This window comes from Nocardioides sp. NPDC057767, assembly GCF_042798275.1.
GTDB lineage: Bacteria > Actinomycetota > Actinomycetes > Propionibacteriales > Nocardioidaceae > Nocardioides.
In genome coordinates this window covers 1-24,281 of record NZ_JBHVKJ010000026.1, presented here as the reverse complement: position 1 = coordinate 24,281, position 24,281 = coordinate 1, and the positions used below count along the sequence as shown (strand labels likewise).

Here is a 24,281-nt window from a genome sequence, read left to right as displayed (position 1 = left end):
GCCCCGCTCAGTAGGACCGCACCAGGCCGCCGTCGACTCTCAGCTGCTCGCCGGTGATGTAGGAGGCTGGTGTCGATGCGAGAAACACGACGGCGGCGGCGAACTCCTCGGGGGCGCCGTACCGGCCCACCGGGATGCTGGCCTCGGCAGTACGCCGCACTTCGCTCGTCGTCGCTCCGGTCTTGTCGGCGCGGGTCTGGTCGAGCGCGGCGACCCGGTCCGTGGCGATCCGTCCGGGCAGCACCATGTTGACCGTGACGCCGCTGCCCGCCACTTCGCCGGCCAGTGTCTTGAGGTAGCCCGCCAGCGCTGCGCGGCCGGTGTTGGACAACGCCAGGTTGTCGAGTGGCTGCTGGATGCCGCTCGACCCGATCGCCACGATCCGGCCCCACCCCCGTTGCTGCATTCCGGGCAGCACGGCACGTACGAGCCGGATCTGCTGCTGGAGGAGCGTCAGCATCGCCGACTCCACCGCCTCCGGAGTGGCGTCGACCGCTGATCCGGCCGGCGGGCCACCGCTGTTGAGGACGAGCACCTCGATCGGGCCGAAGGCACGGGTGGCCTCCTCGACCAGCCGCTCCGCAGAGCCGGTGACGGTGAGGTCGCACTCGATGCCGAAGGCAGAGCCGGGTGAGGAGGCGAGTGCCTCGGCCTCCGCCGTCGCGAGCCCGGCCCGGCGCCCGGCGATGACGACGCGGGCACCCTCGGCCGTGAAGGCGCGGGCACTGGCGAGCCCGAGCCCCGAGGTGGATCCGGGGATCAGCACGGTGCGTCCGGTGAGTCCGGTGTCCATGGTCAGCTCAGCTCTCGTGTCGCGTGGTGGAGGGAAATGTCGGCCAGGAGACGTCGGCTTGCCGTGCCGAGCAGCGATTGCACCGCCGCCAGGTGGTGTGGCGCCAGGCGCAGGAGCTCCTCCGGTGCGGCGGGACTCGGCGGCCGCACCGCGGCCTCGGCGATCACGCCGCGCCTGGCCAGGATCTCCTTGCGCAGGGCGAGTCCGATGCCCGGCTGTGCCTCGTAGTTGACCAGCGGCAGCCAGGGCGCGAACGCGGCTCGGGCGGCGTCGTACCCGCCCTGATGCCAGGCGTCGAGGGCCGCCCGCAACCCCTCCGGATGGGAGAAGCCTGTCATCACACCCGCGGCGCCGGCAGCGAGCTCGTCGATCAGCCCCACGCCGCCGAGTCCGCCGAAGACGGGGATGTCGGTGTGCGCGCTCAGTCGCGCGATAGCGAGAGCGGTCGGCGGTGCCTCGGATTTCACCGCCACCACGAACGGACACGCCTCCACGGTCTCGAGCACCTGGGCATCGGTCATCCGGACTCCGGACGCAACTGGATAGTCCTGGAGCACGATGCCGGCGCCGACCTCGTCGTGGATCGCCCTCAGATGGCTGGCCAGCGTCGCCGGATCCGGCGTGTTCGCCTGCACCATCAGACCGGCCAGCGCGGGTCCGGCTGCGGCTGTTGCCGTGCGTGCCTGCTCTACCGCGACGGCGGTCGTGCGCGCCGACAGCCCGACGGTCAGGGGGAGGCCGGGTGCTTGCTCGACGACCGTGGCGACGACCGCGGCCTGCTCTGCCGAGTCGAGGGCGGCGCCCTCGCCGAAGACGCCGAGGGCGACCAGCCCCTGGGCGGGAACGCCGAGGTAGAGGTCCACTTCGGCCCGCAGGGAGGCGAGGTCGACCGCAAGCCGTTCGCCATGGAACGGCGTTGCCAGGATGCCCCAGAGACCGGGGGAGAGGAGTGGGGGATTCATCACGATGTCCTTCCGTTACGGCGCCGCAGCGCCTCGTTGACCACGTGCTCGGCGATGGCGAGGGCGGAGGTTGCTCCGGGAGATGGTGCGTTGCGGACCAGCACCACCCGGTCGGTGCCGGTGATCACGAAGTCGTCGACGAGATGGCCGGCGTCGTCCATCGCCTGGGCACGGACCCCGCGACCGCCGCGCCGGATACCGGCGGTGTCGAGGTCGGGCACGTACCTGCGGGCCTCCTCGATGAACCGGCGGGAGCTCAGCGCAGTGCGGGACTCCCGGACCGCTGCCGCCACGTTGCGCGAGGCGAAGCGCCAGAATCCGGGGAAGCCGACGGACTCGAGTACGTCACGCGGGACGATCGTGCCGCGCTCGTAGGACTCGCGCCCGAGCGAGAGGAACGCGTTGGGGCCGAGTGTCAGCGTTCCGTCGATTCTCGGGGTGACGTGGACGCCGAGGAACGGGTAGCGAGGGTCCGGAACCGGATAGATCATCCCGTGCACCAGTGAGCGCTGGCTCGGGTCGGCGACGAAGTAGTCGCCGTAGAACGGGACGATCCGCGGCTCACGACGCTCACCCAGCAGAGCGGCGAGCCGGTCGCTCTGCAACCCGCCGCAGACGATGACCAGGTCGTGGTCGCGCTCGTCCTTCGTCGTCTTGACGCGTACGCCGTCGGTGCGTTCCGTCATGGCTGTCACCTCGTGACCGAGACGCACCGATCCGCCCGCGTCGAGCAGCTCGGCGGCCAGGGCCGCGGTGACCGCGGGGAAGTCGACGATCGCCGTCTGCGGCGAGTGGATCGCGCGCACCCCGGCAGCGTGGGGCTCGATCGCTCGCAGCTCGTCGCCATCGACGATTCTGACGCCCGGCACCCCGTTGGCGACGGCGCGTCTGTGCAGCGCGTCGAGTCGCCCGGCCTCGCTCTGCGACAGCGCTACCACGACCTTGCCGCACTCGTCGTAGGCGATCGCGTGCTCGGTGACGAAGTCCTGGAGCAGGGCGACGCCTCTGCGGCACAGCGTCGCTTTGAGGCTTCCCGGCTCGTAGTACAGCCCGGCGTGGACCACACCGCTGTTGTGGCCGGTCTGGTGCGCCCCCAGATGGTCCTCCTTCTCGAGCAGGGTGACCGAGGCGTCGTGGTGGCATGCCAGATGTCGTGCGACCGCCGTGCCGATGATGCCGCCGCCGACCACGGCGACCCTGAGGGCCCTCATCGGGCCCCGGGGAGGCGTGGCGGTGCGCTCCGATACGTCGCCGGCGTGGCCGACAGGGTGATCGGGTGGGCGACGGTTGGCACGGGGTCCCGGCTCTCGCCGGGGATGTCGGCGACCGGTGCCAGACCGAGCCGCTCGGCGAGGGCGAATGCCTGGCCCAGGTCGTTGATCGGGCCGCACGGCACTCCCAGCGTGGACAACACGGCGAACCAGTGGTCGGCCGGCCGCTCCCGCAACACGTCCTCGAGCTCGGCGACCAGCACGGCACGGTGGGCCACCCGGTCTGCGTTGGTCGCGAAACGTGGGTCGTCGGCCAGCTCTGGTCGGCCCAGGCCCCTGGCGAGCAGGGAGAAGAGCTTGTCGTTCGCCGCGGCGACGGCCAGCGGCCGGTCCGCGGTGGCGAGCAGCTCGTACGGCGCGATGCTGGGATGTACGTTGCCGAGCGCCTGGGGCACCTGGCCGGTCGTGACGTAGGTGGATGCCTGGTTGGACAGTGCGGAGAGAAGCGAAGACAGCAGGTTGACCTCGACTCGCTGCCCCTGCCCGGTGTGCTCCTTGTGGCGCAGCGCAGCCAGGATCCCGATGGCCGCGTGCAGCCCGGTGATCACGTCGACCAGCGCGACACCGGCCTTCACCGGCCCCGACTCCGGCGTACCGGTCACCGACATCAGCCCGCCGACGGCCTGGGCCACCAGGTCGTAGCCGGGGAGCGACGCGCCCTCCCGCGCCCCGAAACCGGTGATCGAGCAGTAGACCAACCCGGGGTGCTCGGTGGACAGGGCGGCGTACCCCAGGCCGAGTCGCTCCATCGTGCCGTCGCGAAAGTTCTCGACGAGGACGTCGCACCCGGCGATGAGGTCTTGTGCCTCGCGTCGACCCTCCGCGGAGCGCAGATCGACCGCGCGGGACTCCTTGTTGCGGTTGACCGAGAGGAAGTAGGTCGACTCGCCCTCGTCGGACCATGGCGGGCCCCACGAGCGGGTCTCGTCGCCGTCATCCGGTCGCTCGACCTTGATCACCTCGGCGCCCAGGTCGGCGAGCAGCATCGTGGCGTACGGCGCCGCCAGGACCCGGCTGAAGTCGGCGATGCGTACGCCGGCGAGGGCTCCTCGGGTCACCGGAAGGCCGCCTCTCCGGTCAGGGCGCGGCCGATGACGAGCTGGTGGACCTCGCTCGTGCCCTCGTAGGTGAGCACGGACTCCAGGTTGTTGGCGTGCCGGAGGACGGGATGCTCGAGCGTGATACCGGCGGCGCCGAGAATGGTGCGGCACTCGCGGGCGATGGCGATCGCCTCGCGGACGTTGTTGAGCTTGCCCAGCGAGATCTGCTCCGGCCGCAGCGAACCGGCGTCCTTGAGGCGGCCCAGGTGCAGCGCGAGCAGCATCCCCTTGCCGAGCTCCAGGGCCATGTCGGCGAGCTTCGCCTGGGTCAGCTGGTAGGCCGCCAGCGGCTTGTCGAAGATGTCGCGGTCCTTCGAGTAGGCGACCGCCGTCTCGAGGCTGTCGCGAGCAGCACCCAGCGCTCCGAAGACGATCCCGTAGCGGGCCTCGTTGAGGCACGAGAGAGGTCCTGAAAGGCCAGCGGCCCCGGGCAGCACCGCGCCTGCGGGGAGGCGGACGTCGTCGAGCACGAGCTCGGAGGTGACGGAGGCCCGCAGCGACATCTTCTTCTTGATCTCCGGCGCCGAGAATCCCGGGGTGTCGGTGGGGACGACGAACCCGCGGATGCCGCCGTCGGTCTGCGCCCACACCACCGCGACGTCGGCCACCGAGCCGTTGGTGATCCACATCTTGTTCCCGGTCAGCCTCCAGCCGGACCCGTCCCGGACTGCGCGCGTCCGCATGCCGGCGGGGTTGGAACCGAAGTCCGGCTCGGTCAGGCCGAAGCAGCCGATGGCTTCGCCGGCCGCCATCTGCGGGAGCCACTCCTGCTTCTGCTCGTCGCTGCCGTGCTTCCAGATCGCGAACATCGCCAGCGATCCCTGGACGCTGACGAGGGAGCGGAGCCCCGAGTCGCCGGCCTCCAGCTCCAGACAGGCCAGGCCGTACGCGGTGGCGCTGGTGCCCGCGCAGCCGTAGCCGTCCAGGTGCATGCCGAGCACGCCCAGAGAGCCGAGCTCCTTGGCCAGGTCGCGGGCCGGGATCGCGCCTGACTCGTACCAGTCGGCGACGTCCGGCTTGATCCGGTCCTCGACGAATCGCCGCACCGTGTCGCGGATCGCCCGATCCTCCTCGTCGATCAGCGAGTCGGTGTCGAACAGCTCGAGTGGGGTCTGGGAAATGCGGGCGTTCACGGGGCGGTCTCCTTGAGGTGTGGCTGGCTGGTATCGGTGCGGTGGGATCTGGAGGGAAGGTGGGTCGGCGCAGCGCCGGCTGTGCCGACCCACCTCGCGGGCGTCAGTCGAGGTCTGTCAGCGCGCGCTCGGAACCCGGGTGGAGCGGGATCGGCCCGGTCTCGGCCATGGTGGCGGGGTCGATCTCGTCGGCGGCCGGGTGGACCTGGACGAGCTTGTCCTTCTGCTCCACCAGCAGCGTGGTGAGCGCACAGGCAAGGTTGTCGGGCATGTCGTTCTTCACGACCAGCACGTTGGGAACGACGATGGTCGGGATGTCCCCCGCCAGCTCGTACGTGTCGCCCGGGATCGACGCCTCTTCGTAGACCTCGTTGACCTCCTGCATCTTCGGCAGCAGAGGGGTGATGTCGATGAACTCGACCTTGTCGCCCATCGAGGTGAAGAGGTCGGTGATCGCCGGGGTGGGCAGACCGCCGGACCACACGAGCCCGTCGATGGAGCCGTCCTTCATGCCGTCGACGGTCTTGGTCAGGTCGAGACGCTGACGCTTAACGTCCGACAACCCGAGCCCCGCGGACTCGATCAGCCGGTTGGCGATGACCTCGGTGCCCGATTCGGGAGAACCGGTCGAGATGGCCTTGCCGGCGAAGTCCTCGACGGAGTCGATGCCGGCATCCTTGCGTACCACCACGTGCGTGTAGTTGGAGTAGATGCGGCCGAGGGTCGAGATGTCCTGGGGCTCCTCGAAGTCGGCTTCGCCGTCGACCGCGTCGGCGGCGGAGTCCGCGAGCGAGAAGCCGACGTTGTAGTTGCCGGCGACGACCTGCTCGATGTTCTGCACCGAGGCGCCGGTCTCGGCGGCGGTGACCTTCAGGTCTGTCTCGTCGTTGATCACCTGAGCCATTCCGCCACCGACGACGTAGTAGACGCCGGTGGAGTTTCCGGTAGCGATCGAGATGCGGCCCTGGCCGGCGTCGCAGCTGCTCTCGTCTGCGCCGGATCCTGCCTGCTGCCGGCTCTGCTGGCCGCCGCAGGCGGTCAGGACGAGGGCCGCGGCGACGGCGATCCCGGCGAGCGGGGTGATGCGCTTCATGGTGTTGCCTTTCTTGGGGGTTGGGGTCATGCGTGCGTCGGGTCGGGGCTGGTGTGGTCTCGCCGGGTGGCCGTCGCGCCCGTCGTCCTGCGACGTACGACGTGGAGCACCAGGGCGATGGCGAGCAGGGCGAAGCCCAGCGCGATGGAGGTCGGGACCAGGTAGAGCAGCAGCAGCGCGGCCGGCAGGCACAGGATGCGCTCGAGGAGGTTGGTCGGGCCGAGGATCCATCCGGTCGTGCAGATGGCGAGGGCGCCGACTGCGCATCCGGCCACCAGGAAGGTCCATACGACGTCGACGAAGTCACCGCGGGAGAGAAGGTGTGCGCCGTTGTCGGTGACCACGAAGGCGATCGGGGCCAGGAAGGCGGGCAGCGTGTACTTGCAGGCCTGCATCATCGTCGGGATGACCTTGCCGCCGGTGATGGCGGACGACGCCACCGCGGCCAGCGCTGTGGGCGGGGAGACCTCCGAGAGCACCGCGTAGTAGAAGATGAACATCGCCACCTGCGGGGCGTCCACGCCGAGCGAGATCAGGGCCGGGCCGATGATGACCCAGCTGAGGATGAACGACGCAGTCACGGGCACCGCGAGGCCGAGCAGCAGGATCGCGAACGCGGAGAACAGCGCCGAGAGAACCAGCAGCGACGCCTCGTTGAAGGACAGCAGCGAGGCCAGGTCGACGAGGACGTCGGACAACACCTGGCCCAGGCCGGTCTTGGCGATGACCGAGGTGATCACGCCTGCGGCGGCGCAGACCGCGATGACGGGCAACGCCGAGCGGATGCCGGAGCTCAGGGCGGCGTACATGCGACGGGCGTAGTCCTCGAGGGACTCGCCGAGCGCCATCCGCTCCTGCTCGAGGTCGTGGTTGTCGAAGCCGCTGACCACGGGGCGACGGGACAGCACCGCCTCGAGGAGTCCGAACAGCGCGGCGACCCCGGTGGCGTAGACGACGGCCCGGAACGGTGGGATGTCGATGGCGAGGAAGAACACGATCACGCCGAGGCTGACGAAGTGATAGCCGAAGCGGGCCAGCAGTCGCAGCGGGTTGGCGATCTCGAGGTCGACGCGATGCGCCCCGAATCGGCGGGCATCGATCTCGACGGCGAGGAAGATACCGAGGTAGTAGAGGAGCGTGGGCACGATCGCCCACACGAGGACGGATACGTAGGAGACACCGAGATACTCGGCGATGATGAACGCCGCTGCTCCCATGGTCGGTGGCGACAGGATGGCGCCGATGCCGGACGCGGCCAGCATGCCTCCGGCCGCCTCCTTCGGATAGCCGGCCCTGTTGAGGATCGGCCAGGCGAACGAGCCAAGGGTGACCGCGGTCGCCGTTCCCGAACCGGAGACGGTGCCGAGCAGGAACCCGGACGTGGCGACGGTGCGGCCGGGGGCCGACCCGGACCTGCGGAACAGGGAGAAGCTGAACTCCACGAAGAACCGGCCCGCTCCCATGCGATCGAGCACCGCGCCGTAGATCGTGAACAGCACGATGTAGGTCGCCGCGACGTCGAGGGGTACGCCGAAGAACCCGGAGGCCTCGTTGTAGAGAGCGTTGATGATCTGATCGAGGTCGAGCCCGATGTGGCTGATGCTCCAGCCGATCGGCAGGTAGCCGCCGAAGTAGGCGTAGACGAAGAAGACGGCGCAGACCGCCGGCAGAACCAGCCCGGTCGTCCGGCGGGTGGCCTCGAGCACCAGCACCAGCAGCACGGTCCCGGCCACGACGTCGAGCGTGAGCAGCGACCCCTGGCGGTCGAGGAACTCGCCGAACCCGCCGAGGCCGATGTCCGTCAACGGCAGCGGAAGCACCGGGTAGAGACCCACGAGCACGGCCGTGGCGGCCAGCAGCCAGTCGACGACACCGGGGTTGTCGGCGGCGCGGCCCGCCTCGGCGTGAGGCTCGGCGGGTGCTGGATCGATGTCCGTGTGCTGGGTGTGGGGGTTCGCCGAGTCGCGACGTCCACGCATCCGGTAGGTCAGGAAGACGAGCGGCAGCGTCATGCCGAGGAAGAGGATCAGGTAGTACTGGCTGCCCAGGTCGAGGGGGTCGAAGACCTGACGGAGCACGAACAGGGCGACCAGGAAGCACCACAGCCCGACGATGAGCTCCAGACGCGGCGAGAGGCTCCGGGACGGCTTCTCCTCGTCGTAGTCCGCCACGAGGCTGTCGACGTCGACGTGGGACCCCGGTTGGCGGGGTGAGGGGGTGACTGGCATGCTGCGTAACCTAGAAGTGTCGTGCGTCACATCTTCCGGTTCGGGCGGGAGACTTTACAGAGTTCTAACGTTGGCCGATCGAGATCCCTGGCGTGTTCGCCAGGCGGGTGAGGTGAGATGCGAGTCCTGCTCGTCGAGGACGACGACCGGGTCGTGGCGGCGCTGACGCCTGCCCTGCAGCGCGTGCATCTCCACGTACGCCGGGCCGGCACCGCAGCCGAGGCGCTGGAGCTTCTCGATGGCATCGATCTGGTCCTGCTCGACATGGGACTGCCCGACCAGGACGGGCTGGCCCTGTGCCGCCAGCTCCGGACCCGGGTCGACGTGCCGATCATTGCCGTCACCGCCCGGAGGGACGAGCTCACCGTCGTCTCCGCCCTCCGCTCGGGTGTGGACGACTACGTCACCAAGCCCTACCGGCTCGCCGAGCTTCTCGCCCGGATCGATGCCGTCATGCGGCGCGTGGGGCATCGGCCGACCGAGCTCCTGGAGCATGTCGGTGACGTGCATCTCGACCATGGCTCACGCCGGGTCACCGTCGCGGGAGAGGAGGTCGCCCTGACCCGCAAGGAGTTCGACCTGCTCTCCATGTTGGTGCAGGCCGCCGGCGACACGGTCACGCGGGAGACCCTGATGGAGGGGATCTGGGACACCGCCTGGGTCGGTGCCTCGCGAACGCTCGACGTCCACGTGTCGGCGCTGCGGTCCAAGCTGGGTCGGCCGGGCCTGGTGGCAACGGTCCGCGGCGTGGGCTACCGGGTCATCCCGCAGGAGTGATGCGTGCGCCGCCGCCTGCTCCTCGTGTCTCTCTCCCTGATCGGGGTGTTGCTCCTCGCGCTCATGGTGCCGCTGATCGCGACGTACGCCTCCGACCGTACGCAAGCCATGTTCGTGAGCCGGCTCGGGGACGTCAGCCGGTTCGCGGTCGTGGCTGAGAATGCCCTCGAGACCGGACTTGCCGAGGATCTGGACGGCGACCTGCAGCGTTACGTGGACGTCTACGGTGGGTCGGTGCTGGTCGCCGATGCGGACCGCCAGGTCGTCGCGCAAGCGGGCGCGGAGGCGGTCGGCGACGATCCCCAGGTGCAGGAGACCATCGACCGCGCTCTCTCGGGCGCAGGCTCACAACCGCCCGACACGATCTGGCCGTGGAGCGGCGACAACGTCGTGATCGGGTCGCCGGTCGGCAGGGACGCCCAAGTCCTCGGAGCGGTCGTGGTCGTCGCGCCGACGAACGCTGTCCAGGGCAGCATCGCGCGTGGGCTCGCCTGGCTGGTGGCGGCCGGACTCGTGGTCGTGCTGCTGATGGTCTTCGGTGCGGTGGTGCCGTTCGTGAGCTGGATCCTCCGGCCGGTGCACGACCTCGAGCATGCGGCCAAGGACCTTGCCGACGGTGACCTGTCTTCGCGTGCCCACGAGCTGGGTCCGCCCGAGCTGCGACATCTCGCCAGATCCTTCAATGCGATGGTCGACAACGTCGAGACGTCCCAGCGACAGCAGCGGGAGCTGGTCGCCGACGCGGCCCATCAGCTCGGCAACCCCCTCACCGCCTTGCGGCTTCGGGTCGAGAGCCTGGCCGCGACGGGGTCACCCTCTGCGGCGGTCGAACCCGTGCTGGAGGAGACCGATCGCCTCAGCAGCATCGTCGAGTCGTTGCTGAGGCTGAGCCAGGTCGGTGCGCGCCGGGTCACACCGGTGGAGGTGGATGTGGCTGAGATCGTGCGTGAACGGTGTGCGATGTGGGAACCCGTCTTCACCCGGCTTCGTACGGATGTGCCCGACAGGGCAATCGCGTTGAGCTCGCCGGAGGTCGTCCAGGTCGTCCTCGACTCGCTGCTGGACAACGCCGCCAAGTTCGCCCCGGATTCACCGGTGGAGGTCACGGTCACCGGTGGCGGCACGCCTGCAGACAGCGTAGAGGTGCGGGTCCGTGACCACGGGCAGGGGCTCCATCCCGACGACGTCGCCAAGGTCGGCGCGCGGTTCTTCCGGGGCAGGCAGCACCAGAACGTACCCGGCACAGGTCTCGGTCTGGCGATCGTGCGTGCCCGCGTCGACGACCTGGGCGGGTCGATGGTCGTCTCGACGCCGAGCGACGGGGGCCTCGAGGTGAGGGTCGTGCTGTCGGCCGTTACAGGTGACGCTCTCGGTAGTAGCGCTCCGCCCCCGGATGAAGGGGCAACGGGGAGGTGAAGATCGCGGCTCCCAGGTTGGGTTGCCGCACCTGAGGCGATATCCGGTCGACCCTGTCCTGCGCCTCGAACATCACGCGCGTGACCGCGTAGGCGAGGTCCACGTCGAGATCGGGGTGGACCACGAGGTGGTTCTTGACACTCACGGTGTCGACCGCACGGGGCAGACCGTAGCTCGAGGTCGGCACCGGGCCCAGTGTGTACTCGGGGCCGTACGTCTCCGTCAGCTGGGGGACCAGCGACCCGAGGTCGACGAGCCGGATGGGCACGCTGTCGGACAGCCTGGCCACCACGGCGTTGGGGATTCCGCTCACGAAGAAGAACGCGTCCAGCCGCCCGTGGCGGAGTCCGTCGGCCGCCTGCTCCAGGCTGTGGTCGGTGCCCGTGATGTCGTCCGCCGCGACGCCGGCGGCCGCGAGGATGCGACCGGTCACCAGCCTCGTCCCCGATCCCAGGCTGCCCAGGCCGACGCGTCGTCCGCGGAGATCGGCCGCCTCCTTCACCGGGGAGTCGGCCGTCACCACGAGGTGCACGAAGCTGTCGTAGGTCCGGGTCAGGGCGACCAGGTCGACCGGGTCGGGGAACGGCCCGGTGCCCCGGATCGCATCCGCGGCCGCGTCACCCAGGGCGAAACCGATGTCGCTCTTGCCCTGGGCCACCTCGCGCAGGTTGATCAGGGAGGCGTCGGTGTGGTGGGTGGTTGCGGTGACGCCGTCGAGGCGCTCCTCCAGCACCGTGGCCAACGCGTTGCCGTACCGGTCGAAGACACCTCCGCGGTTTCCGGTGGCGATCGACAGACTCGTCCCCGGCAGCTCGTCCCAGGACTGTCCGACGCAGCCTCCGAGCGCCGTGGCGAGCGGAACACCCACCGCCCCCGCGAGCAGCGCGCGGCGAGAGGTGGATGTGGGGCTGATCACCCCGTCAGCATTTCACATCGTGCCTTGGCACGGCCGCGCCGTGGACGGGATCGAACAAGATGCATCGTCAGGACCGCCGCCGATGTCGTCTCGAGCGAGCGCTGTCTGGCCACTGGAAGATCCTCGGGACGGGCAGATCGTGCAGCACTCCCGGTGCGCTAGGTCACGTCGTGGTGTCAGGGTTCCTTCAGGACCGGCTGCTAACTTGGGCGGCGCCGGACTGTTGAGGATGACGATGCAAGGGGGCGTATGGGCTCGGGAGCCATCGCGGCGATCTCCTGCCGTTTTCGTCGCGCCCCGTTCTCCGGGCGCCAGCCGCGTGTCGTGGTGGCCTTGCTGGCCGCGATCGTGTTCGCGGTGCACCTGCTGAGCATGCACAGTGCACACCACGGTGATTCCGGCCATGCTGCTGCTGAGTCGGTGCATGAGGATCTCGGCGATGCCGTCGCTGGCTCGGATGTGCTGACGATCGACCATCCCCACGGCGAGGTCGAATGCGGCGAGATCACCCAGTCACGCCTCGGAGTTGCTGCCTCGGTGTTGGTGCCCGCGATGGGGTGTCTGTGGGTCACCCCGCCGGCGGCGGGACATCTCCGCACTCGAGAGCCTGTAGATCTACCGAGGTCGACCCCTCATCTCGTTCGTGAACTAGGCGTGCAGCGGGTGTAGGAGGCCGGTGTCGTCTCGACACCTTCCTACGTCTCCTCGAGCACCTTTCGACTTCATGAACGAAGGAACTTCTGCATGCCCGAAAACATCCATGACTCTCTGACGACGTGCGTCGGTGACACCCCGCTGCTGCGGCTGGCACGCTGCTTCCCGGACCCCGACCGGGAGGTGATCGCGAAGCTCGAGATGCTCAACCCGGCCGGGAGCATGAAGGACAGGCCGGCGCGCTTCATCATCGAATCCGGACTGGCGTCCGGCGAACTGCGCCCGGGGATGCGGCTCGTGGAGAGCACGTCGGGAAATCTCGGCGTCGCACTGGCAACGATGGCCAAGCTTCACGGATTGGCCTTCACCGCGGTGGTCGATCCCAAGACGACCCCGACCAACCTTCGACTTCTCCAGACCGTCGGGGCGGAGGTGGAGCTGGTGACCGAGCGCGACGAGAGCGGTGGCTACCTGCACACCCGGGTCCGACGTGCCCAGGAGCTGGCCGAATCCAGCCCGGACAGCGTATGGGTGAACCAGTACGCCAACGACCTCAACTGGCGCGCCTACTACGAGACCAGCGGGCGCGAGGTCCTCGACGCGATCCAGACCCCGGTGGACTACCTGGTGGCGGCCGTCTCCACCACCGGTTCGCTCCTGGGGCTGTCCAGGCGGCTTCGTGAGCGTTATCCCGCGATGCAGGTCGTGGCCGTCGACGCCGTCGGGTCGGTCATCTTCGGTGCGTCCCCGGGACCACGCGAGATCCCCGGCTACGGCGCGAGCCGCGTCCCCGAGCTGCTCAGTCGCTCGGAGATCGACCACGTGATCCACATCGACGACGCTCGAGCGGCGCTGGGCTGTCGGCACCTGGTTGCGACCGAAGGTGTCCTGGGCGGTGGGTCATCGGGCGCAGTGGTCGCAGCCATCGCGCAGTTCCTGCCGACCACGCCGGCGGGCAGCCGTGTGCTGACGGTGCTGCCGGACCGGGGGGAGCGGTACCTCGACCTGGTCTACGACGATCAGTGGCTCGAGACGGTCTCCACGGTCGGCGGGCTGGGTGATCAGCGGCCGGACGTTGCCACGCGGTCATGAGAGATCAGATGACCCTGCGGCGGACGGACATGGGACTGCTGTGGATCGCCCAGTTCGTCAACACCGCCGGGTTGATGGCGCTGGTGCCGATCATGCCGCTGTACATGGCATCGCTCGGCGCCCCCGGCGCCACCGTTGGGCTCTGGGCGGGGGCCGCTATCGCGGCGCCCGCCCTCCCGCTGGCGATCACGACACCGCTGTGGGGCCGACTGGGTGACCGCATCGGTCCCAAGTGGATGGTGGTCCGCGCCCTGGTGGGCTTGTGCGCGGCGATGGCCCTGATGGCTACCGCCGGCAGCCCCCTGGGCCTCCTGGTCGCGCGGGTCGTTCAGGGAACGTTCGGAGGAGTGGTCGAGGCGGCCGCTGCATATGTGGGATCAGCCGCATCCGAAGGCAGCCGCGGACGGGCCCTCGGCCGCTCCTACAGCGCCACCGCGGCCGGAGCCCTCGCGGGCCCGGTCGCGGGTGGCGCGCTGGTAGCCACCGGTGATCTTCGACCGCTTCTGATCGGGATCGCCGTCGTGGCCATGGTGCTCGGGTGTGTCTGTACGGTCCGGCTGCGGAACCCGTACGGCGGACGGCGCCCGCCAGACCGAGCAGAACCGGCGCGATCCGCCCTCCTGTCCGTGTGCACCCACATCGGCTGGGTCCCGTTGGCCGCCGGCTTCCTGGCCTTCTTCGGGGTCTACGGCCTGATCCCCGTCTACGCCGCCTTCGTCACCGACCTCGTCGCCGAGCCCGGTCAGGCCGGGCCGTGGGTGGGAGGGCTGCACGCGGTGATGTGGGCCGGCACCCTCGTGGGCTCCCTGTGGTGGGGCAGGTTCAACGACAGAACCGGGCTTCCGCTGCGCACCTTGGTCATCGCGAGCGGCATCACGGCCGCCACCGTGCTCGCCCAGGCAGCTGTGGCCTGGCTGCCGATGTTGGTGCCGCTGCGGTTCGTCCAGGGCTTCTGCTTCGCGGCCCTGGCGCAGTCGCTGCTGCTCTACGCGTCCCAGAAGGCCGGCCAGCACGAACGCGCCGGATATCTCGGTGTCGCCAACAGCTTCCTTCTCGGAGGTCAGTTCCTCGGTCCACTACTGGCCGGAAGCGCGATGGCCGTGCTCGTCCCCTCCGTCGGCGTGGTGATCACCGGCATCAGCGTGGCTTCTACCGCCCTGCTGCTCTCGCTGCCTCTCATGGTGGGACGTCGGTCCCGGCAGGCCGGTCGGCATGCTGCCGCTCGTAGGCCGCGCCACCGCTCGTCGCCTCACTCGGCCGGAAGGTGGGCGGACAGGCCTCGGACAGCGATGCGGGACAAGGTCCCCCTCGAATGAACACGCCAGGACGAGGAAGCGGCCTGGCTCGAGGAAGGGTGAGAGCCATGGGGTTGTTCGCGATCCGCGACTACCGGCGCCTGTTCGGCGCGCAGGTGATCGCACTGTTCGGAACCGGTCTGGCCACAGTTGCGCTGGGTCTGCTCGCCTACGACCTGGCCGGCCCTCGCGCCGGAGCGGTGCTCGCGACCGCGTTGACCATCAAGATGGTGGCCTATGTCGTGGTCGCGCCGTTGGCGGCTGCGTACGTCGACCGGTTGCCTCGGCGCTTGTTCCTGACCGTCCTCGACGTGGTCCGCGCCCTGGTGGTGCTTGCTCTGCCGTTCGTCACCGAGGTCTGGCAGATCTACGTGCTGATCGGTGTTCTCCAGACCGCGTCTGCGGCATTCACCCCGACCTTCCAGGCGGTGATCCCGGACATCGTCACCGAAGAAGCCGACTACACCCGAGCGCTCTCCGCCTCCCAGGTGGCCTACACGATGGAGAGCCTGCTGAGCCCGGTGCTCGCAGCTGTCGCGCTCTCGGTCATGTCCTTCAACCTGCTGTTCCTCGGCACCGCGCTCGGATTCGCCGCCTCCGCGTTGCTCGTGCTCTCCTCCCGTGTCCCCAACGCCCGCCCCAGCCGACGTGCCGGGCCCGTGGACCGGGTCGTCTCGGGAATCCGGACCTTCGCTGCCGTTCCCAGCCTGCGCGCCGTCATGGCCCTCAATCTCGTGGTCGCGGCCGCCGGATCCATCGTCGTGGTCAACACCGTGAACTACGTCCGGGACGTCCTCGGCGGAACCCAGTCCGACGTGGCCTGGATGCTCGCTGCCTCAGGATCGGGGACCCTGGTGGCAGCTCTCGTCCTCCCCGGGATCCTGGACCGTATCGGGGAACGGGTCGTGATGCTGACCGGGGCGACCGTGCTGGTGGCAGCCGTCGCCGCGGCCCTGGTGACGGCGACCACGAGCGTCGCCATGTCCTCGCTCACCGCGGTCATCTGGGTCGCGATCGGCGGCGGGATGGCGCTCATCATCACTCCGACCGGCCAGGTGCTTCGGCGCTCGGTCGAGCCGGATGCCATCCCCGAGGTCTTCGCGGCCCAGTTCTCGCTCTCCCACCTCGCCTGGCTGGTCACCTACCCCATCGCGGGATGGGTTGCCACCAACGCCGGCTTCGCCCCCACCTGGACCGTGCTCGCCATTCTGGCCGTCATCGGCGCGGTCGCCGCGCCGGCACTGTGGACACGCGACGAGGCAGCGACGGAGAGCGGACTGGTCGTCGAAGCCGCCGAGGCGGTGGGCCCTGGAAGAGTCGAAGTGCTCGTTCGTACGGCCGCGGAGACCGCCGAGGGCACCCTCGCCGCATGCCAGTGCTCGTGCGTGCACGCCGTGTGAGCCCGTCAGGAGCCTGTGGCGGCCTACAGCCAGAGCGCTGTCGGCTGCTGCAGGCTCCAGGCCGGAGGGCGATCGCTCATCCAGCCCGACGGCACGCGGCGGGGTTCTGTCGCAGCTCCACGTTGTCCCTCACGACCTTGCGCTCCACCCAGGTGTTGCGAGCCACCGAGAAGTTGCCGGCGTAGGAGTTCCTGAGCACACGCAGGGAACGCACGTGATTGTCGACGACGCGGAGGTTGTTGCATGCCTTGTTGTCCCGGACCATCAAGGTCCCCCGGTTGTCGCGGACCACGAGATTGTTGGCGATCGACATCTCGCAGATCGCCACGTTGCGGGAGTTGCGGACCATGAGGTTTCGTCCGGCGACCGGGTCCACCCGGCACCCGGCGGCCCCGATGGTGACGCGCTCGACGACGTTGCGGACGTGGATGTTCCTGCCGACATGCGTGTCGGTGATGCTGACCACCCTCGGTGCACCGGTGGTGCGGACATTGCCGGTGATCCTGGAATTGGTGATCACGCAGAGGGCGCCGTCAGGGATGACTACGTGGCGGAACGTGCGGTGGTGGTAGCTGCCGTCGCAGACGAGGTCGGGCGGCTGCGCCTGGGCGCTGAGGACCGGCCCCAACACGGGTGCGAGCGCGCCGATGAGAAGGAAGACGACGAGCTGCTTCATGTGAACCCTCCGAGTTCGGGCGATGTGTGTCTTCATGACGCGCCAACGAGAACATGTGTTGCACTGGCTCGACGAACAACGCGACTGAGCCCCTCTCCCGTTGAAACGGGGAGGGGCTCAGTCGGTCAGCGCTCTACGGCCTAGATGTCGTAGTAGAGCTCGAACTCGTGCGGGTGCGGGCGGAGCTGGATCGGGAGGATCTCGTCGTTGGTCTTGTAGTCGATCCAGGTCTCGATCAGGTCGGGGGTGAAGACGTCGCCCACGGTGAGGAAGTCGTGGTCGTTCTCCAGGGCCGACAGGACGGCGCCGAGGGAGGTCGGCACCTGGTTGATCTCGGCCATCTCGTCCGGCGGCAGCTCGTAGATGTCCTTGTCGATCGGCGCGGGCGGCTCGATCTTGTTCTGGATACCGTCGATGCCGGCGAGGAGCAGGGCCGAGAAGGCGAGGTACGGGTTCGAGGACGGGTCCGGGAACCGGGTCTCGACGCGCTTGGCCTTCGGGTTGGTGCCGGTGATCGGGATGCGGACCGCGGCGGAGCGGTTGCGCGAGGAGTAGACCAGCGAGATCGGAGCCTCGAAGCCCGGCACCAGGCGGTGGTAGGAGTTCACGGTGGGGTTGGTGAACGCGAGCACCGACGGGGCGTGCTTCAGGATGCCGCCGATGTACCAACGGGCCATGTCGGAGAGGCCGCCGTAGCCGGTCTCGTCGTAGAACAGCGGCTCGCCGGCGTTCCAGATCGACTGATGGACGTGCATGCCCGAGCCGTTGTCACCGAAGACGGGCTTCGGCATGAAGGTGACCGTCTTGCCGGCCTCCCAGGCGGTGTTCTTGACGATGTACTTGAACTTCATGACATCGTCGGCCGCCTTGAGCAGCGTGTCGAACTTGTAGTTGATCTCGGCCTGGCCGGCGGTGCCGACCTCGTGGTGGGCGCGCTCGACGAGCAGGCCGGAGGCCTCGAGGTTCTTGACCATCACGTCGCGCAGGTCGGCGAAGTGGTCGGTGGGGGAGACCGGGAAGTAGCCGCCCTTGTAACGGGTCTTGTAACCCAGGTTGTCCGAGCCGTCAGGGTTCTTGTCGGCACCCGAGTTCCACCAGGCCTCGACGGAGTCGATCTTGTAGAACGACTCGCCCTCGGAGGTGTTGTAGGCGACCTTGTCGAAGATGAAGAACTCCGCCTCGGGGGCGAAGAAGGCGGTGTCACCGATGCCGGTCGAGGCGAGGTACGCCAGCGCCTTGCGCGCGATGTTGCGCGGGTCGCGCGAGTAGGCCTCGCCGGTGATCGGGTCGTGCACGAAGTACATCAGCGCGAGGGTCTTCGCGGTGCGGAACGGGTCGATGTAGGCAGTCGTGACGTCCGGGTACAGCGCCATGTCGGACTCGTTGATCGCCTGGAAGCCGCGGATCGACGAACCGTCGAAGGCCATCGGCTCCAGGTTGAACGACGACACCGGCACCGTGAAGTGCTGCTGAACGCCGGGAAGGTCGACGAAACGGATGTCGACGAACTCGACCCCCTCGTCAGAGATGAACTTCAAGAGCTCGTCGTCAGTGCTGAACATCAATCCTCCTTGGCTCACCCGGGCGGGAAGAGCCAGATAGGTCTCTCGCGATCGAGGCCGGGTCCTCGTGGACCTGACCGTGCCACGCAAATTACGAAGGGACGGTTGCACAGGAGTGTCGCAAATGTTTCAGGCATGTAACAGGTTGTGTGATTTGATCGGCAGCCATCCCGATCTCATCCTTCAAGACGTTGCCGCCTACGCTTGCCGGTGTGACCAGTTCCGCCACCCCTGTGACGCCCACTCTGCCTTATCCGACCGCGAGCTGGGGCAGGCGCGTCCTGGCGCTCTTCATCGACTGGCTCGCATCGTCGCTGGTGGCGTCGGTCTTCCTCGGCGTACGCGCGCTGCCGTTCGGGTCGCTGCTCGCCGGCGTCGACCCGCGGCCGACCGACAACCTGTGGATCCTGGTCGTCTTCGTCGTGCAGACGGCGGTCTTCACCACGCTCGGTGGTGGCTCCTTCGGCAAGCTCGTCACCCGGCTGCGCACGGTGCGGGTGTCCCAGGGGGAGCCGGACGTACGCCCGCCCGACCCGCTGCGGAGCATCGCCCGCCAGATCCTGGTGGTCCTCGTCGTACCTCCGCTGGTGTTCCGGCCCGACCGGCGTGGTCTGCACGACCTGGCGGCGGGGACGGCGACCGTCACGCTTCAGACCTATCGACACGTGTTTCGCCGCGTGAGTTGAGACCACTCCGAGGGTAGGTTGGAGCGGTCCGCCGCAGGAGCGGAAACACGAAGGGAAGCTCAATGACGCACAACCGTACTCTCGGGCCACGTGGCCTCTGGCGCCGTGCCGCTGCGGCGGGCGTGCTGGCCGTATCGCTCTCGGGCCTGGTGGCCTGCGGTGGCGGTGGTGGGGCCGGCGGCGCCAGCGAGGGTGACACGGTCTCGGCCGAGAACATGACCGAGGTCATGAAGAAGGCCACCGACATCGACACGGCCCACTTCACCACGAAGATGGACGTCAAGGCCTCCGGCCAGGCGGTCTCGATGACCGGTGAGGGCGACATCCGCAAGGAGCCGCCGGCCCAGCACTCCACCATGAAGATGAGTGGTGGCTCGATGGACATGGACCTCGAGACGATCCTCGTCGACGAGAAGATCTACATCAAGGGCATGATGGGCGACTCGTGGATGACCGCGAGCGCCGACGATCTCGCCAAGATGGGTGGCACCAGCCTGGAGTCGATGAGCAACCCGCTCGCCTTCTTCGAAGGCATGGAGGACTCGATCAAGTCCTCCAAGTTCGAGGGCGAGGAGAAGCTCGACGGCACCGACACCAAGCACTACAGCTTCACCGTCGACTCCGCGAGCCTGGCCAAGAGCCTCGGATCGGACAGCGCCAGCGGCATGCCCGAGACGATCGAGCAGGACATCTGGGTCGACGGCGACGGCCTGCTCCGCAAGGCAGTGGTCGGCATGGGGGACATGGGCACCGTCGAGATGGTGCTCACCAAGCACGGTGAGGACGTGACCATCGAGGCACCGCCCGCCGACCAGGTCACCGACATGCCGAACATGGGCGGCTGACACCCCAGATCTGGTACGCAGCAGGGCCGGTCCCGTTCGGGACCGGCCTTGTGTCGTCCCGTGGGACCGTGGTCGTATGACTCTCGACCCCGAAATCACACGCCAGATCGAGGCCAACCGGGCCAACTGGGACGCGCGCACACCGATCCACGTCGCCAGCGACTTCTACGGCATCGACGGCTCTCGTCCCGCGGAGTCCTGGTTCGCCGACTACGAGTGGACCGATCTCGGCGACCTCGGCGGCCGCGAGGTCGTGCACCTGCAGTGTCATCTCGGCACGGAGACGGTCGCCTTCGCGCAGCGTGGTGCGGTGACGTACGGGCTGGACATCTCGGCCGAGGCGGTCGAGGCCGCGCGCCGGATCGCGGAGCAGCGGGGGCTGGCGGTCGACTACCACCGGGCCGACGTCCACGACGCCGTCGAGGTGCTGGGTGCGGACCGGTTCGACGTCGTCTACACCGGCAAGGGCGCGGTCTGCTACCTGCCCGACATCGACCTGTGGGCGAGAGTCGTGCACGCCCTGCTGAAGCCGGGCGGATTCCTCTACCTCGCCGAGTTCCACCCGCTCCTCGACGCCCTCGGGGAGGTGCCCGAGCCCGGCGGCGAGGACTCCCTCGAGCTGCGCCACGACTATCTCTCGGGCCGAGGCGCGATCGCGAAGGACTCGACCCACACCTACACCGACGGCCCAGCGACCACGGCGTACGAATGGCGTCACGGGGTCGGCGAGGTCGTCACCGCCCTCGCGGGCGTGGGCCTGCGGATCGAGCTCGTACGCGAGGACGAACGGCTGCCGTGGCCGCGCTTCCCGTCGATGGTGGCGGGGGAGGACGGCTGGTTCAGGCTGCCCGAGCAGGCGCCCCGGATCCCGTTGCTCTACGCGATCCGGGCGCGCCGCGCTGGTTAACGCCCGCGGAGGTTGCCGCGCATGCCCTTCATCGAGGTCGGGACGGGGCCCTTCGGGATCGGCATGGTGCCACGGGTGGCGTCGACGGCCTTGAGCCTGTTGATGATGTCGGTGATCTCCGGGCCGGCGACCTGGCGGCCGAGCTTGGTGACGTGCTTGGTCAGCTGCGGCAGCGGCACCTCGTCCTCGCCGTTGCCGGCGACGACGGTCGTGATCGGCACCTCGCCGAGGACCCGCGCATGGCTGCGCTTGGTGCTGGCCAGCAGCGAGCGGACCTTGCTCGGGCTGTTTCCCTCGCCGACGAGGACGACTCCCGGAGGGCCGACCACGCGGTGCACCAGCGTCTGGCTGCGCGGCTCGACACCGACCGCCTGGGTGACCGTCCAGCCGCGGCGGAGCATGGTCAGGGCTGCGTACCCGCCGCCGATCTGGCCCTCCAGCCTGGAGTACATCACCTTCTGCGCACGCCGGGAGAAGACGATCATGGCGGCGAGGAGGCCGGCCAGGAGGGCGCCGACGATCGTGAAGATCCAGGAGAAGATGCCCTCACCGGGCAGGAGCCAGAAGATCACGCCGGCGACCGCGGCGACGACCACGAAGATCGAGACCAGGATCAGGCCGATCTTGGGGTCTGACTGCTTGGTGAGCTTGTAGGTCTCCACCATCTGCTGGCGGCGACTCATGCTGCTCGGGTCGGTCTGGGACATCTTCCTCTTTCAGTCTTCAGATTTCGTACGCTGCCTCAGGCTGTGGTCTCGACAGGCTCGACCACCGAGGCGGTGCGTGCCTCGATTGCCTGACGGTACAGCCGACCGGCGCGGTAGGACGAACGAACGAGCGGTCCGGACATGACGCCGGAGAAGCCGATCTCCTCGGCCTCGGTCTGGAGCTCGATGAACTCCTCGGGCTTGACCCAGCGCTCGACGGGGTGGTGACGCACGCTGGGGCGCAGGTACTGCGTGATGGTGATCAGCTCGCAGCCGGCTGCGTGCAGGTCGCGCAGCGCCTCGGAGACCTCTTCGCGGGTCTCGCCCATGCCGAGGATCAGGTTGGACTTCGTCACCAGGCCGAAGTCGCGGGCCTGGGTGATCACGTCGAGGCTGCGCTCGTAGCGGAAGGCCGGGCGGATCCGCTTGAAGATCCGCGGGACGGTCTCGACGTTGTGGGCGAGGACCTCGGGACGGGACTCGAAGACCTCCTGGAGGAGCTCCGGGATGCCGTTGAAGTCGGGAATCAGGTTCTCGACGCCGGTCTCGGGGTTGAGCTCGTGGATCTGCTTGACCGTCTCGGCGTAGAGCCAGGCTCCGCCGTCGGCGAGGTCGTCGCGGGCGACACCGGTGATCGTGGCGTACTTCAGGCCCATGGTCTGCACCGACTCGGCGACCCGGCGCGGCTCGTCGCGGTCCAGGTCGGTCGGCTTGCCGGTGTCGATCTGGCAGAAGTCGCAGCGACGGGTGCACTGGTCGCCGCCGATGAGGAAGGTGGCCTCGCGGTCCTCCCAGCACTCGAAGATGTTGGGGCAGCCGGCCTCCTGGCACACCGTGTGCAGGCCCTCGGACTTCACCAGCGCGGTGAGCTCCTTGTATTCCGGCCCCATCTTCGCTTTGGTCTTGATCCACTCCGGTTTGCGTTCGATCGGAGTCTGCGCGTTGCGGACCTCGAGACGGAGGAGCTTGCGACCTTCTGGGGCAGGAGCTTGAGTCACCCCACAAGCCTACGCCGGGGGAGGGTGGAACCCCGAAGCCAGGCGGTTACTGGACGGTCACTCCGCTTCGGTGTCGCGCTCAGCCCAGGCTGGGGGAGAGCAGCGGGACCCGCGGCGTCTTGGCAGGGTCGGGCTTGGGCTCCAGGCTCGGTCCCTGCTCGTAGTCGCGCCAGGAGAGCATCTCGGCGATCTGGGCGTGCAGCACCGGCATCGCCTCGGCGTTGCCGATCTGCCGACCCGCCTCGATCGAGAGGGTGGTCACGCCGGCGTCGGAGATCCCGCACGGCACGAACCGCTCGTACCACCCCAGGTCGACGTCGCAGTTGAGCGCGATGCCGTGCATCGTCACGTGCTGGCTGACGCGCAGCCCGATCGCGCCGACCTTGCGCTCCAGACGCCGTACGCCGTCCGGGGTCTCGCCCGCGGGCAGCCACACGCCGCTTCGGCCCGGGACCCGGTAGGCGGTGACGCCGAACTCGGCGCAGGTGCGGATCATCGCCTGCTCCAGGCGGCGTACGAAGTCGACGACCTTGACCTTCTCCGGCAGCCGCACGATCGGGTAGGCGACGATCTGGCCGGGGCCGTGGAAGGTCACCTCGCCGCCGCGGTCGACATCGATCACGGGCGCGCCGCCGGGATCTGCGGGGCGGTCCTCCGGCTTCGTACGCTTCCCGGCGGTGTAGGTCGGCGGGTGCTCGAGCAGCAGCACGGTGTCGGGCTCTTCGCGGTCCACGACGCGCTGGTGGATCTGCTTCTGCAGCTCCCAGGCGTCCAGGTAGTCGATCGTCCCGACCTCAACGAAGCGCAGCTCAGTCACACCCGAGATCGTACGCCGGGTTGGATAACGGTTTGGCGATAACCCCACGGGGGTAAAGAGATTGTGCACAGAATGCGCTTGTTTTCGACAGGCCGCGCTCGGGAGCGATCGGTCATCGGATCAGTCTTGAAAGGCACCTACGTGCGTACCACCCAGAACCGGCGCCGCCTCGCGGCCGCCGCCATCGCCCTCGCCGCGATGTCCACCTTCGCCGCATGCGGGAGCGAGGAGTCCGGCAAGAAATCGGAGACCGCTGCCTCCGACTCGGCACCAGCGATCGACCCCGGGACGAAGCTCTCCGGTGACGAGGCGGAGAAGCTCATCGACACCGCGGCCGACACGATGTCGACGATCCACGTCGAGATGGGCGTCGAGGCCGTCGAGGACGGAGTCAGTGTCAGCGCCTCCAGCGTGGGTGACTACCAGCGCGAGCCGGTGGTCTCCCAGACCAAGCTGACGGTGGACGAGGCCGATGGTCAGACCGTCATGGAGATCATCGCCGTCGGCGAGACGACCTACGTGCGGATGGACGACGACGAGGAGTGGATGAAGGACGACGGCATTTTCAGCGGGCTGGTCTCCGCGTTGGTGCCGAGCCCGTACACCCTGTTCGAGAGCCTGAGCGGAGAGACGGCTGACGACACGGTCACCTATGTCGGTCAGGAGGAGGTCGACGGCGCAGATCTCGCTCACTACTCCTTCGCCGTCGATGAGGACGTCACCGGAGAGGGCGACGGCACTCTCGATGGCTGGTTCGACGCGGACGGCCAGCCGATCCGCCTGACGATGGCCATGGGGAAGGACAACGAGATCACGATGGACTTCAGCGAGCACGGCGAGAAGCTCACCGTCACCGAGCCGAAGGCCGAGGAACTGATGGACGGCGCCTGAGTCGTACGCCGAAGTGAGAGACGCCCCGGAGCCAGCTGGCTCCGGGGCGTCTCTCACTTCGG

23 protein-coding genes are annotated in these 24,281 nt (G+C 68.6%); 10 read left to right on the top strand and 13 right to left on the bottom strand.

What is annotated here, in order from left to right:
- Positions 1-7: 7 nt before the first annotated feature.
- The 7 genes from ACFVDI_RS14885 to ACFVDI_RS14855 form a co-directional block, all read right to left on the bottom strand.
- A complete protein-coding gene (locus ACFVDI_RS14885) occupies positions 8-793 on the bottom strand; it encodes an SDR family oxidoreductase (RefSeq protein ID WP_378906245.1) in 786 nt (261 codons plus the stop codon).
- A 2-nt stretch (positions 794-795) separates the two neighbouring features.
- Positions 796-1,755, bottom strand: coding sequence for a dihydrodipicolinate synthase family protein (locus tag ACFVDI_RS14880; RefSeq protein ID WP_378906243.1), 960 nt, complete (start codon positions 1,753-1,755; stop codon positions 796-798).
- On the bottom strand, positions 1,755-2,966 hold the full coding sequence (gene lhgO / locus ACFVDI_RS14875) for an L-2-hydroxyglutarate oxidase (RefSeq protein ID WP_378906241.1): 1,212 nt from the start codon (positions 2,964-2,966) through the stop codon (positions 1,755-1,757). Before lhgO ends, ACFVDI_RS14880 begins: the two co-directional genes overlap by 1 nt.
- Positions 2,963-4,084 carry a CaiB/BaiF CoA transferase family protein gene (locus ACFVDI_RS14870; RefSeq protein WP_378906239.1) on the bottom strand — a complete coding sequence of 374 codons (1,122 nt, stop codon included), beginning with the start codon at positions 4,082-4,084 and terminating at the stop codon, positions 2,963-2,965. The genes lhgO and ACFVDI_RS14870 overlap by 4 nt, the downstream gene beginning before the upstream one ends.
- Positions 4,081-5,259 carry an acyl-CoA dehydrogenase family protein gene (locus ACFVDI_RS14865; RefSeq protein ID WP_378906237.1) on the bottom strand — a complete coding sequence of 393 codons (1,179 nt, stop codon included), beginning with the start codon at positions 5,257-5,259 and terminating at the stop codon, positions 4,081-4,083. Before ACFVDI_RS14865 ends, ACFVDI_RS14870 begins: the two co-directional genes overlap by 4 nt.
- Positions 5,260-5,362: 103 nt before the next feature.
- On the bottom strand, positions 5,363-6,352 hold the full coding sequence (locus tag ACFVDI_RS14860; RefSeq protein WP_378906235.1) for a TAXI family TRAP transporter solute-binding subunit: 990 nt from the start codon (positions 6,350-6,352) through the stop codon (positions 5,363-5,365).
- Positions 6,353-6,378: 26 nt separating this feature from the next.
- The gene (locus tag ACFVDI_RS14855) at positions 6,379-8,580 is read right to left on the bottom strand and encodes a TRAP transporter permease (protein WP_378906233.1); all 2,202 of its coding nucleotides are present in this window, start codon (positions 8,578-8,580) and stop codon (positions 6,379-6,381) included.
- Positions 8,581-8,697: 117 nt separating this feature from the next.
- Between ACFVDI_RS14855 and ACFVDI_RS14850 the strand changes: the two genes are divergently transcribed.
- A complete protein-coding gene (locus ACFVDI_RS14850; protein ID WP_378906231.1) occupies positions 8,698-9,357 on the top strand; it encodes a response regulator transcription factor in 660 nt (219 codons plus the stop codon).
- Between the two features lie 3 nt (positions 9,358-9,360).
- Positions 9,361-10,773 (top strand): ATP-binding protein, encoded by a 1,413-nt coding sequence (locus tag ACFVDI_RS14845; RefSeq protein WP_378906229.1) that lies wholly within the window; start codon positions 9,361-9,363, stop codon positions 10,771-10,773.
- On the opposite strand, the gene ACFVDI_RS14840 is transcribed toward ACFVDI_RS14845, so the two are convergent.
- Complete coding sequence (locus ACFVDI_RS14840) at positions 10,712-11,689, bottom strand: TAXI family TRAP transporter solute-binding subunit (protein ID WP_378906227.1); 978 nt, start codon at positions 11,687-11,689, stop codon at positions 10,712-10,714. The two genes, ACFVDI_RS14845 and ACFVDI_RS14840, sit on opposite strands and share 62 nt — an antisense overlap.
- Positions 11,690-11,938: 249 nt before the next feature.
- Between ACFVDI_RS14840 and ACFVDI_RS14835 the strand changes: the two genes are divergently transcribed.
- From ACFVDI_RS14835 to ACFVDI_RS14820, 4 genes are all read left to right on the top strand, one after another.
- A complete protein-coding gene (locus ACFVDI_RS14835; RefSeq protein ID WP_378906225.1) occupies positions 11,939-12,358 on the top strand; it encodes a hypothetical protein in 420 nt (139 codons plus the stop codon).
- 75 nt (positions 12,359-12,433) lie between these two features.
- Entirely contained in the window at positions 12,434-13,435 is a 1,002-nt protein-coding gene (sbnA, locus tag ACFVDI_RS14830) for a 2,3-diaminopropionate biosynthesis protein SbnA (protein WP_378906223.1), read from the top strand.
- The gene (locus ACFVDI_RS14825) at positions 13,432-14,751 is read left to right on the top strand and encodes an MFS transporter (RefSeq protein ID WP_378906221.1); all 1,320 of its coding nucleotides are present in this window, start codon (positions 13,432-13,434) and stop codon (positions 14,749-14,751) included. The genes sbnA and ACFVDI_RS14825 overlap by 4 nt, the downstream gene beginning before the upstream one ends.
- Before the next feature lie 47 nt (positions 14,752-14,798).
- Positions 14,799-16,130, top strand: a complete 1,332-nt coding sequence (locus ACFVDI_RS14820) for an MFS transporter (RefSeq protein WP_378906219.1) — start codon at positions 14,799-14,801, stop codon at positions 16,128-16,130.
- A gap of 76 nt (positions 16,131-16,206) precedes the next feature.
- On the opposite strand, the gene ACFVDI_RS14815 is transcribed toward ACFVDI_RS14820, so the two are convergent.
- On the bottom strand, positions 16,207-16,806 hold the full coding sequence (locus ACFVDI_RS14815) for a hypothetical protein (RefSeq protein WP_378906217.1): 600 nt from the start codon (positions 16,804-16,806) through the stop codon (positions 16,207-16,209).
- 140 nt (positions 16,807-16,946) lie between these two features.
- Positions 16,947-18,368, bottom strand: a complete 1,422-nt coding sequence (gene glnA, locus ACFVDI_RS14810) for a type I glutamate--ammonia ligase (RefSeq protein WP_141794077.1) — start codon at positions 18,366-18,368, stop codon at positions 16,947-16,949.
- Between the two features lie 212 nt (positions 18,369-18,580).
- Here glnA and ACFVDI_RS14805 point away from each other — a divergent pair, with 212 nt between their 5' ends.
- The 3 genes from ACFVDI_RS14805 (at position 18,581) to ACFVDI_RS14795 (ending at position 20,806) form a co-directional block, all read left to right on the top strand.
- Positions 18,581-19,054, top strand: a complete 474-nt coding sequence (locus ACFVDI_RS14805) for an RDD family protein (protein WP_378906214.1) — start codon at positions 18,581-18,583, stop codon at positions 19,052-19,054.
- Positions 19,055-19,116: 62 nt separating this feature from the next.
- Positions 19,117-19,899, top strand: coding sequence for a DUF6612 family protein (locus tag ACFVDI_RS14800; protein WP_378906212.1), 783 nt, complete (start codon positions 19,117-19,119; stop codon positions 19,897-19,899).
- Positions 19,900-19,975: 76 nt separating this feature from the next.
- Complete coding sequence (locus tag ACFVDI_RS14795) at positions 19,976-20,806, top strand: class I SAM-dependent methyltransferase (protein WP_378906210.1); 831 nt, start codon at positions 19,976-19,978, stop codon at positions 20,804-20,806.
- Here ACFVDI_RS14795 and ACFVDI_RS14790 read toward each other — a convergent pair.
- The 3 genes from ACFVDI_RS14790 to lipB form a co-directional block, all read right to left on the bottom strand.
- Positions 20,803-21,513: a DUF4191 domain-containing protein gene (locus ACFVDI_RS14790; RefSeq protein ID WP_378906208.1), complete on the bottom strand. Its 711-nt coding sequence runs from the start codon at positions 21,511-21,513 to the stop codon at positions 20,803-20,805. The two genes, ACFVDI_RS14795 and ACFVDI_RS14790, sit on opposite strands and share 4 nt — an antisense overlap.
- 35 nt (positions 21,514-21,548) lie before the next feature.
- Positions 21,549-22,511, bottom strand: a complete 963-nt coding sequence (gene lipA, locus ACFVDI_RS14785; protein WP_378906206.1) for a lipoyl synthase — start codon at positions 22,509-22,511, stop codon at positions 21,549-21,551.
- A 79-nt stretch (positions 22,512-22,590) separates the two neighbouring features.
- Positions 22,591-23,328 (bottom strand): lipoyl(octanoyl) transferase LipB, encoded by a 738-nt coding sequence (lipB, locus tag ACFVDI_RS14780; RefSeq protein ID WP_378906203.1) that lies wholly within the window; start codon positions 23,326-23,328, stop codon positions 22,591-22,593.
- Between the two features lie 141 nt (positions 23,329-23,469).
- Here lipB and ACFVDI_RS14775 point away from each other — a divergent pair, with 141 nt between their 5' ends.
- Positions 23,470-24,219: a hypothetical protein gene (locus ACFVDI_RS14775; protein WP_378906201.1), complete on the top strand. Its 750-nt coding sequence runs from the start codon at positions 23,470-23,472 to the stop codon at positions 24,217-24,219.
- Positions 24,220-24,281: the final 62 nt, after the last annotated feature.

Bases quoted from the DNA above. Each gene is read 5' to 3' on its own strand.
- ACFVDI_RS14885 (WP_378906245.1), bottom strand. From the start codon at position 793: ATGGACACCGGACTCACCGGACGCACCGTGCTGATCCCCGGATCCACC.
- ACFVDI_RS14880 (WP_378906243.1), bottom strand. From the start codon at position 1,755: ATGAATCCCCCACTCCTCTCCCCCGGTCTCTGGGGCATCCTGGCAACG.
- lhgO (WP_378906241.1), bottom strand. From the start codon at position 2,966: ATGAGGGCCCTCAGGGTCGCCGTGGTCGGCGGCGGCATCATCGGCACG.
- ACFVDI_RS14860 (WP_378906235.1), bottom strand. From the start codon at position 6,352: ATGAAGCGCATCACCCCGCTCGCCGGGATCGCCGTCGCCGCGGCCCTC.
- ACFVDI_RS14855 (WP_378906233.1), bottom strand. From the start codon at position 8,580: ATGCCAGTCACCCCCTCACCCCGCCAACCGGGGTCCCACGTCGACGTC.
- ACFVDI_RS14850 (WP_378906231.1), top strand. From the start codon at position 8,698: ATGCGAGTCCTGCTCGTCGAGGACGACGACCGGGTCGTGGCGGCGCTG.
- ACFVDI_RS14835 (WP_378906225.1), top strand. From the start codon at position 11,939: ATGGGCTCGGGAGCCATCGCGGCGATCTCCTGCCGTTTTCGTCGCGCC.
- sbnA (WP_378906223.1), top strand. From the start codon at position 12,434: ATGCCCGAAAACATCCATGACTCTCTGACGACGTGCGTCGGTGACACC.
- ACFVDI_RS14825 (WP_378906221.1), top strand. From the start codon at position 13,432: ATGAGAGATCAGATGACCCTGCGGCGGACGGACATGGGACTGCTGTGG.
- ACFVDI_RS14820 (WP_378906219.1), top strand. From the start codon at position 14,799: ATGGGGTTGTTCGCGATCCGCGACTACCGGCGCCTGTTCGGCGCGCAG.
- ACFVDI_RS14815 (WP_378906217.1), bottom strand. From the start codon at position 16,806: ATGAAGCAGCTCGTCGTCTTCCTTCTCATCGGCGCGCTCGCACCCGTG.
- glnA (WP_141794077.1), bottom strand. From the start codon at position 18,368: ATGTTCAGCACTGACGACGAGCTCTTGAAGTTCATCTCTGACGAGGGG.
- ACFVDI_RS14800 (WP_378906212.1), top strand. From the start codon at position 19,117: ATGACGCACAACCGTACTCTCGGGCCACGTGGCCTCTGGCGCCGTGCC.
- ACFVDI_RS14795 (WP_378906210.1), top strand. From the start codon at position 19,976: ATGACTCTCGACCCCGAAATCACACGCCAGATCGAGGCCAACCGGGCC.
- ACFVDI_RS14790 (WP_378906208.1), bottom strand. From the start codon at position 21,513: ATGTCCCAGACCGACCCGAGCAGCATGAGTCGCCGCCAGCAGATGGTG.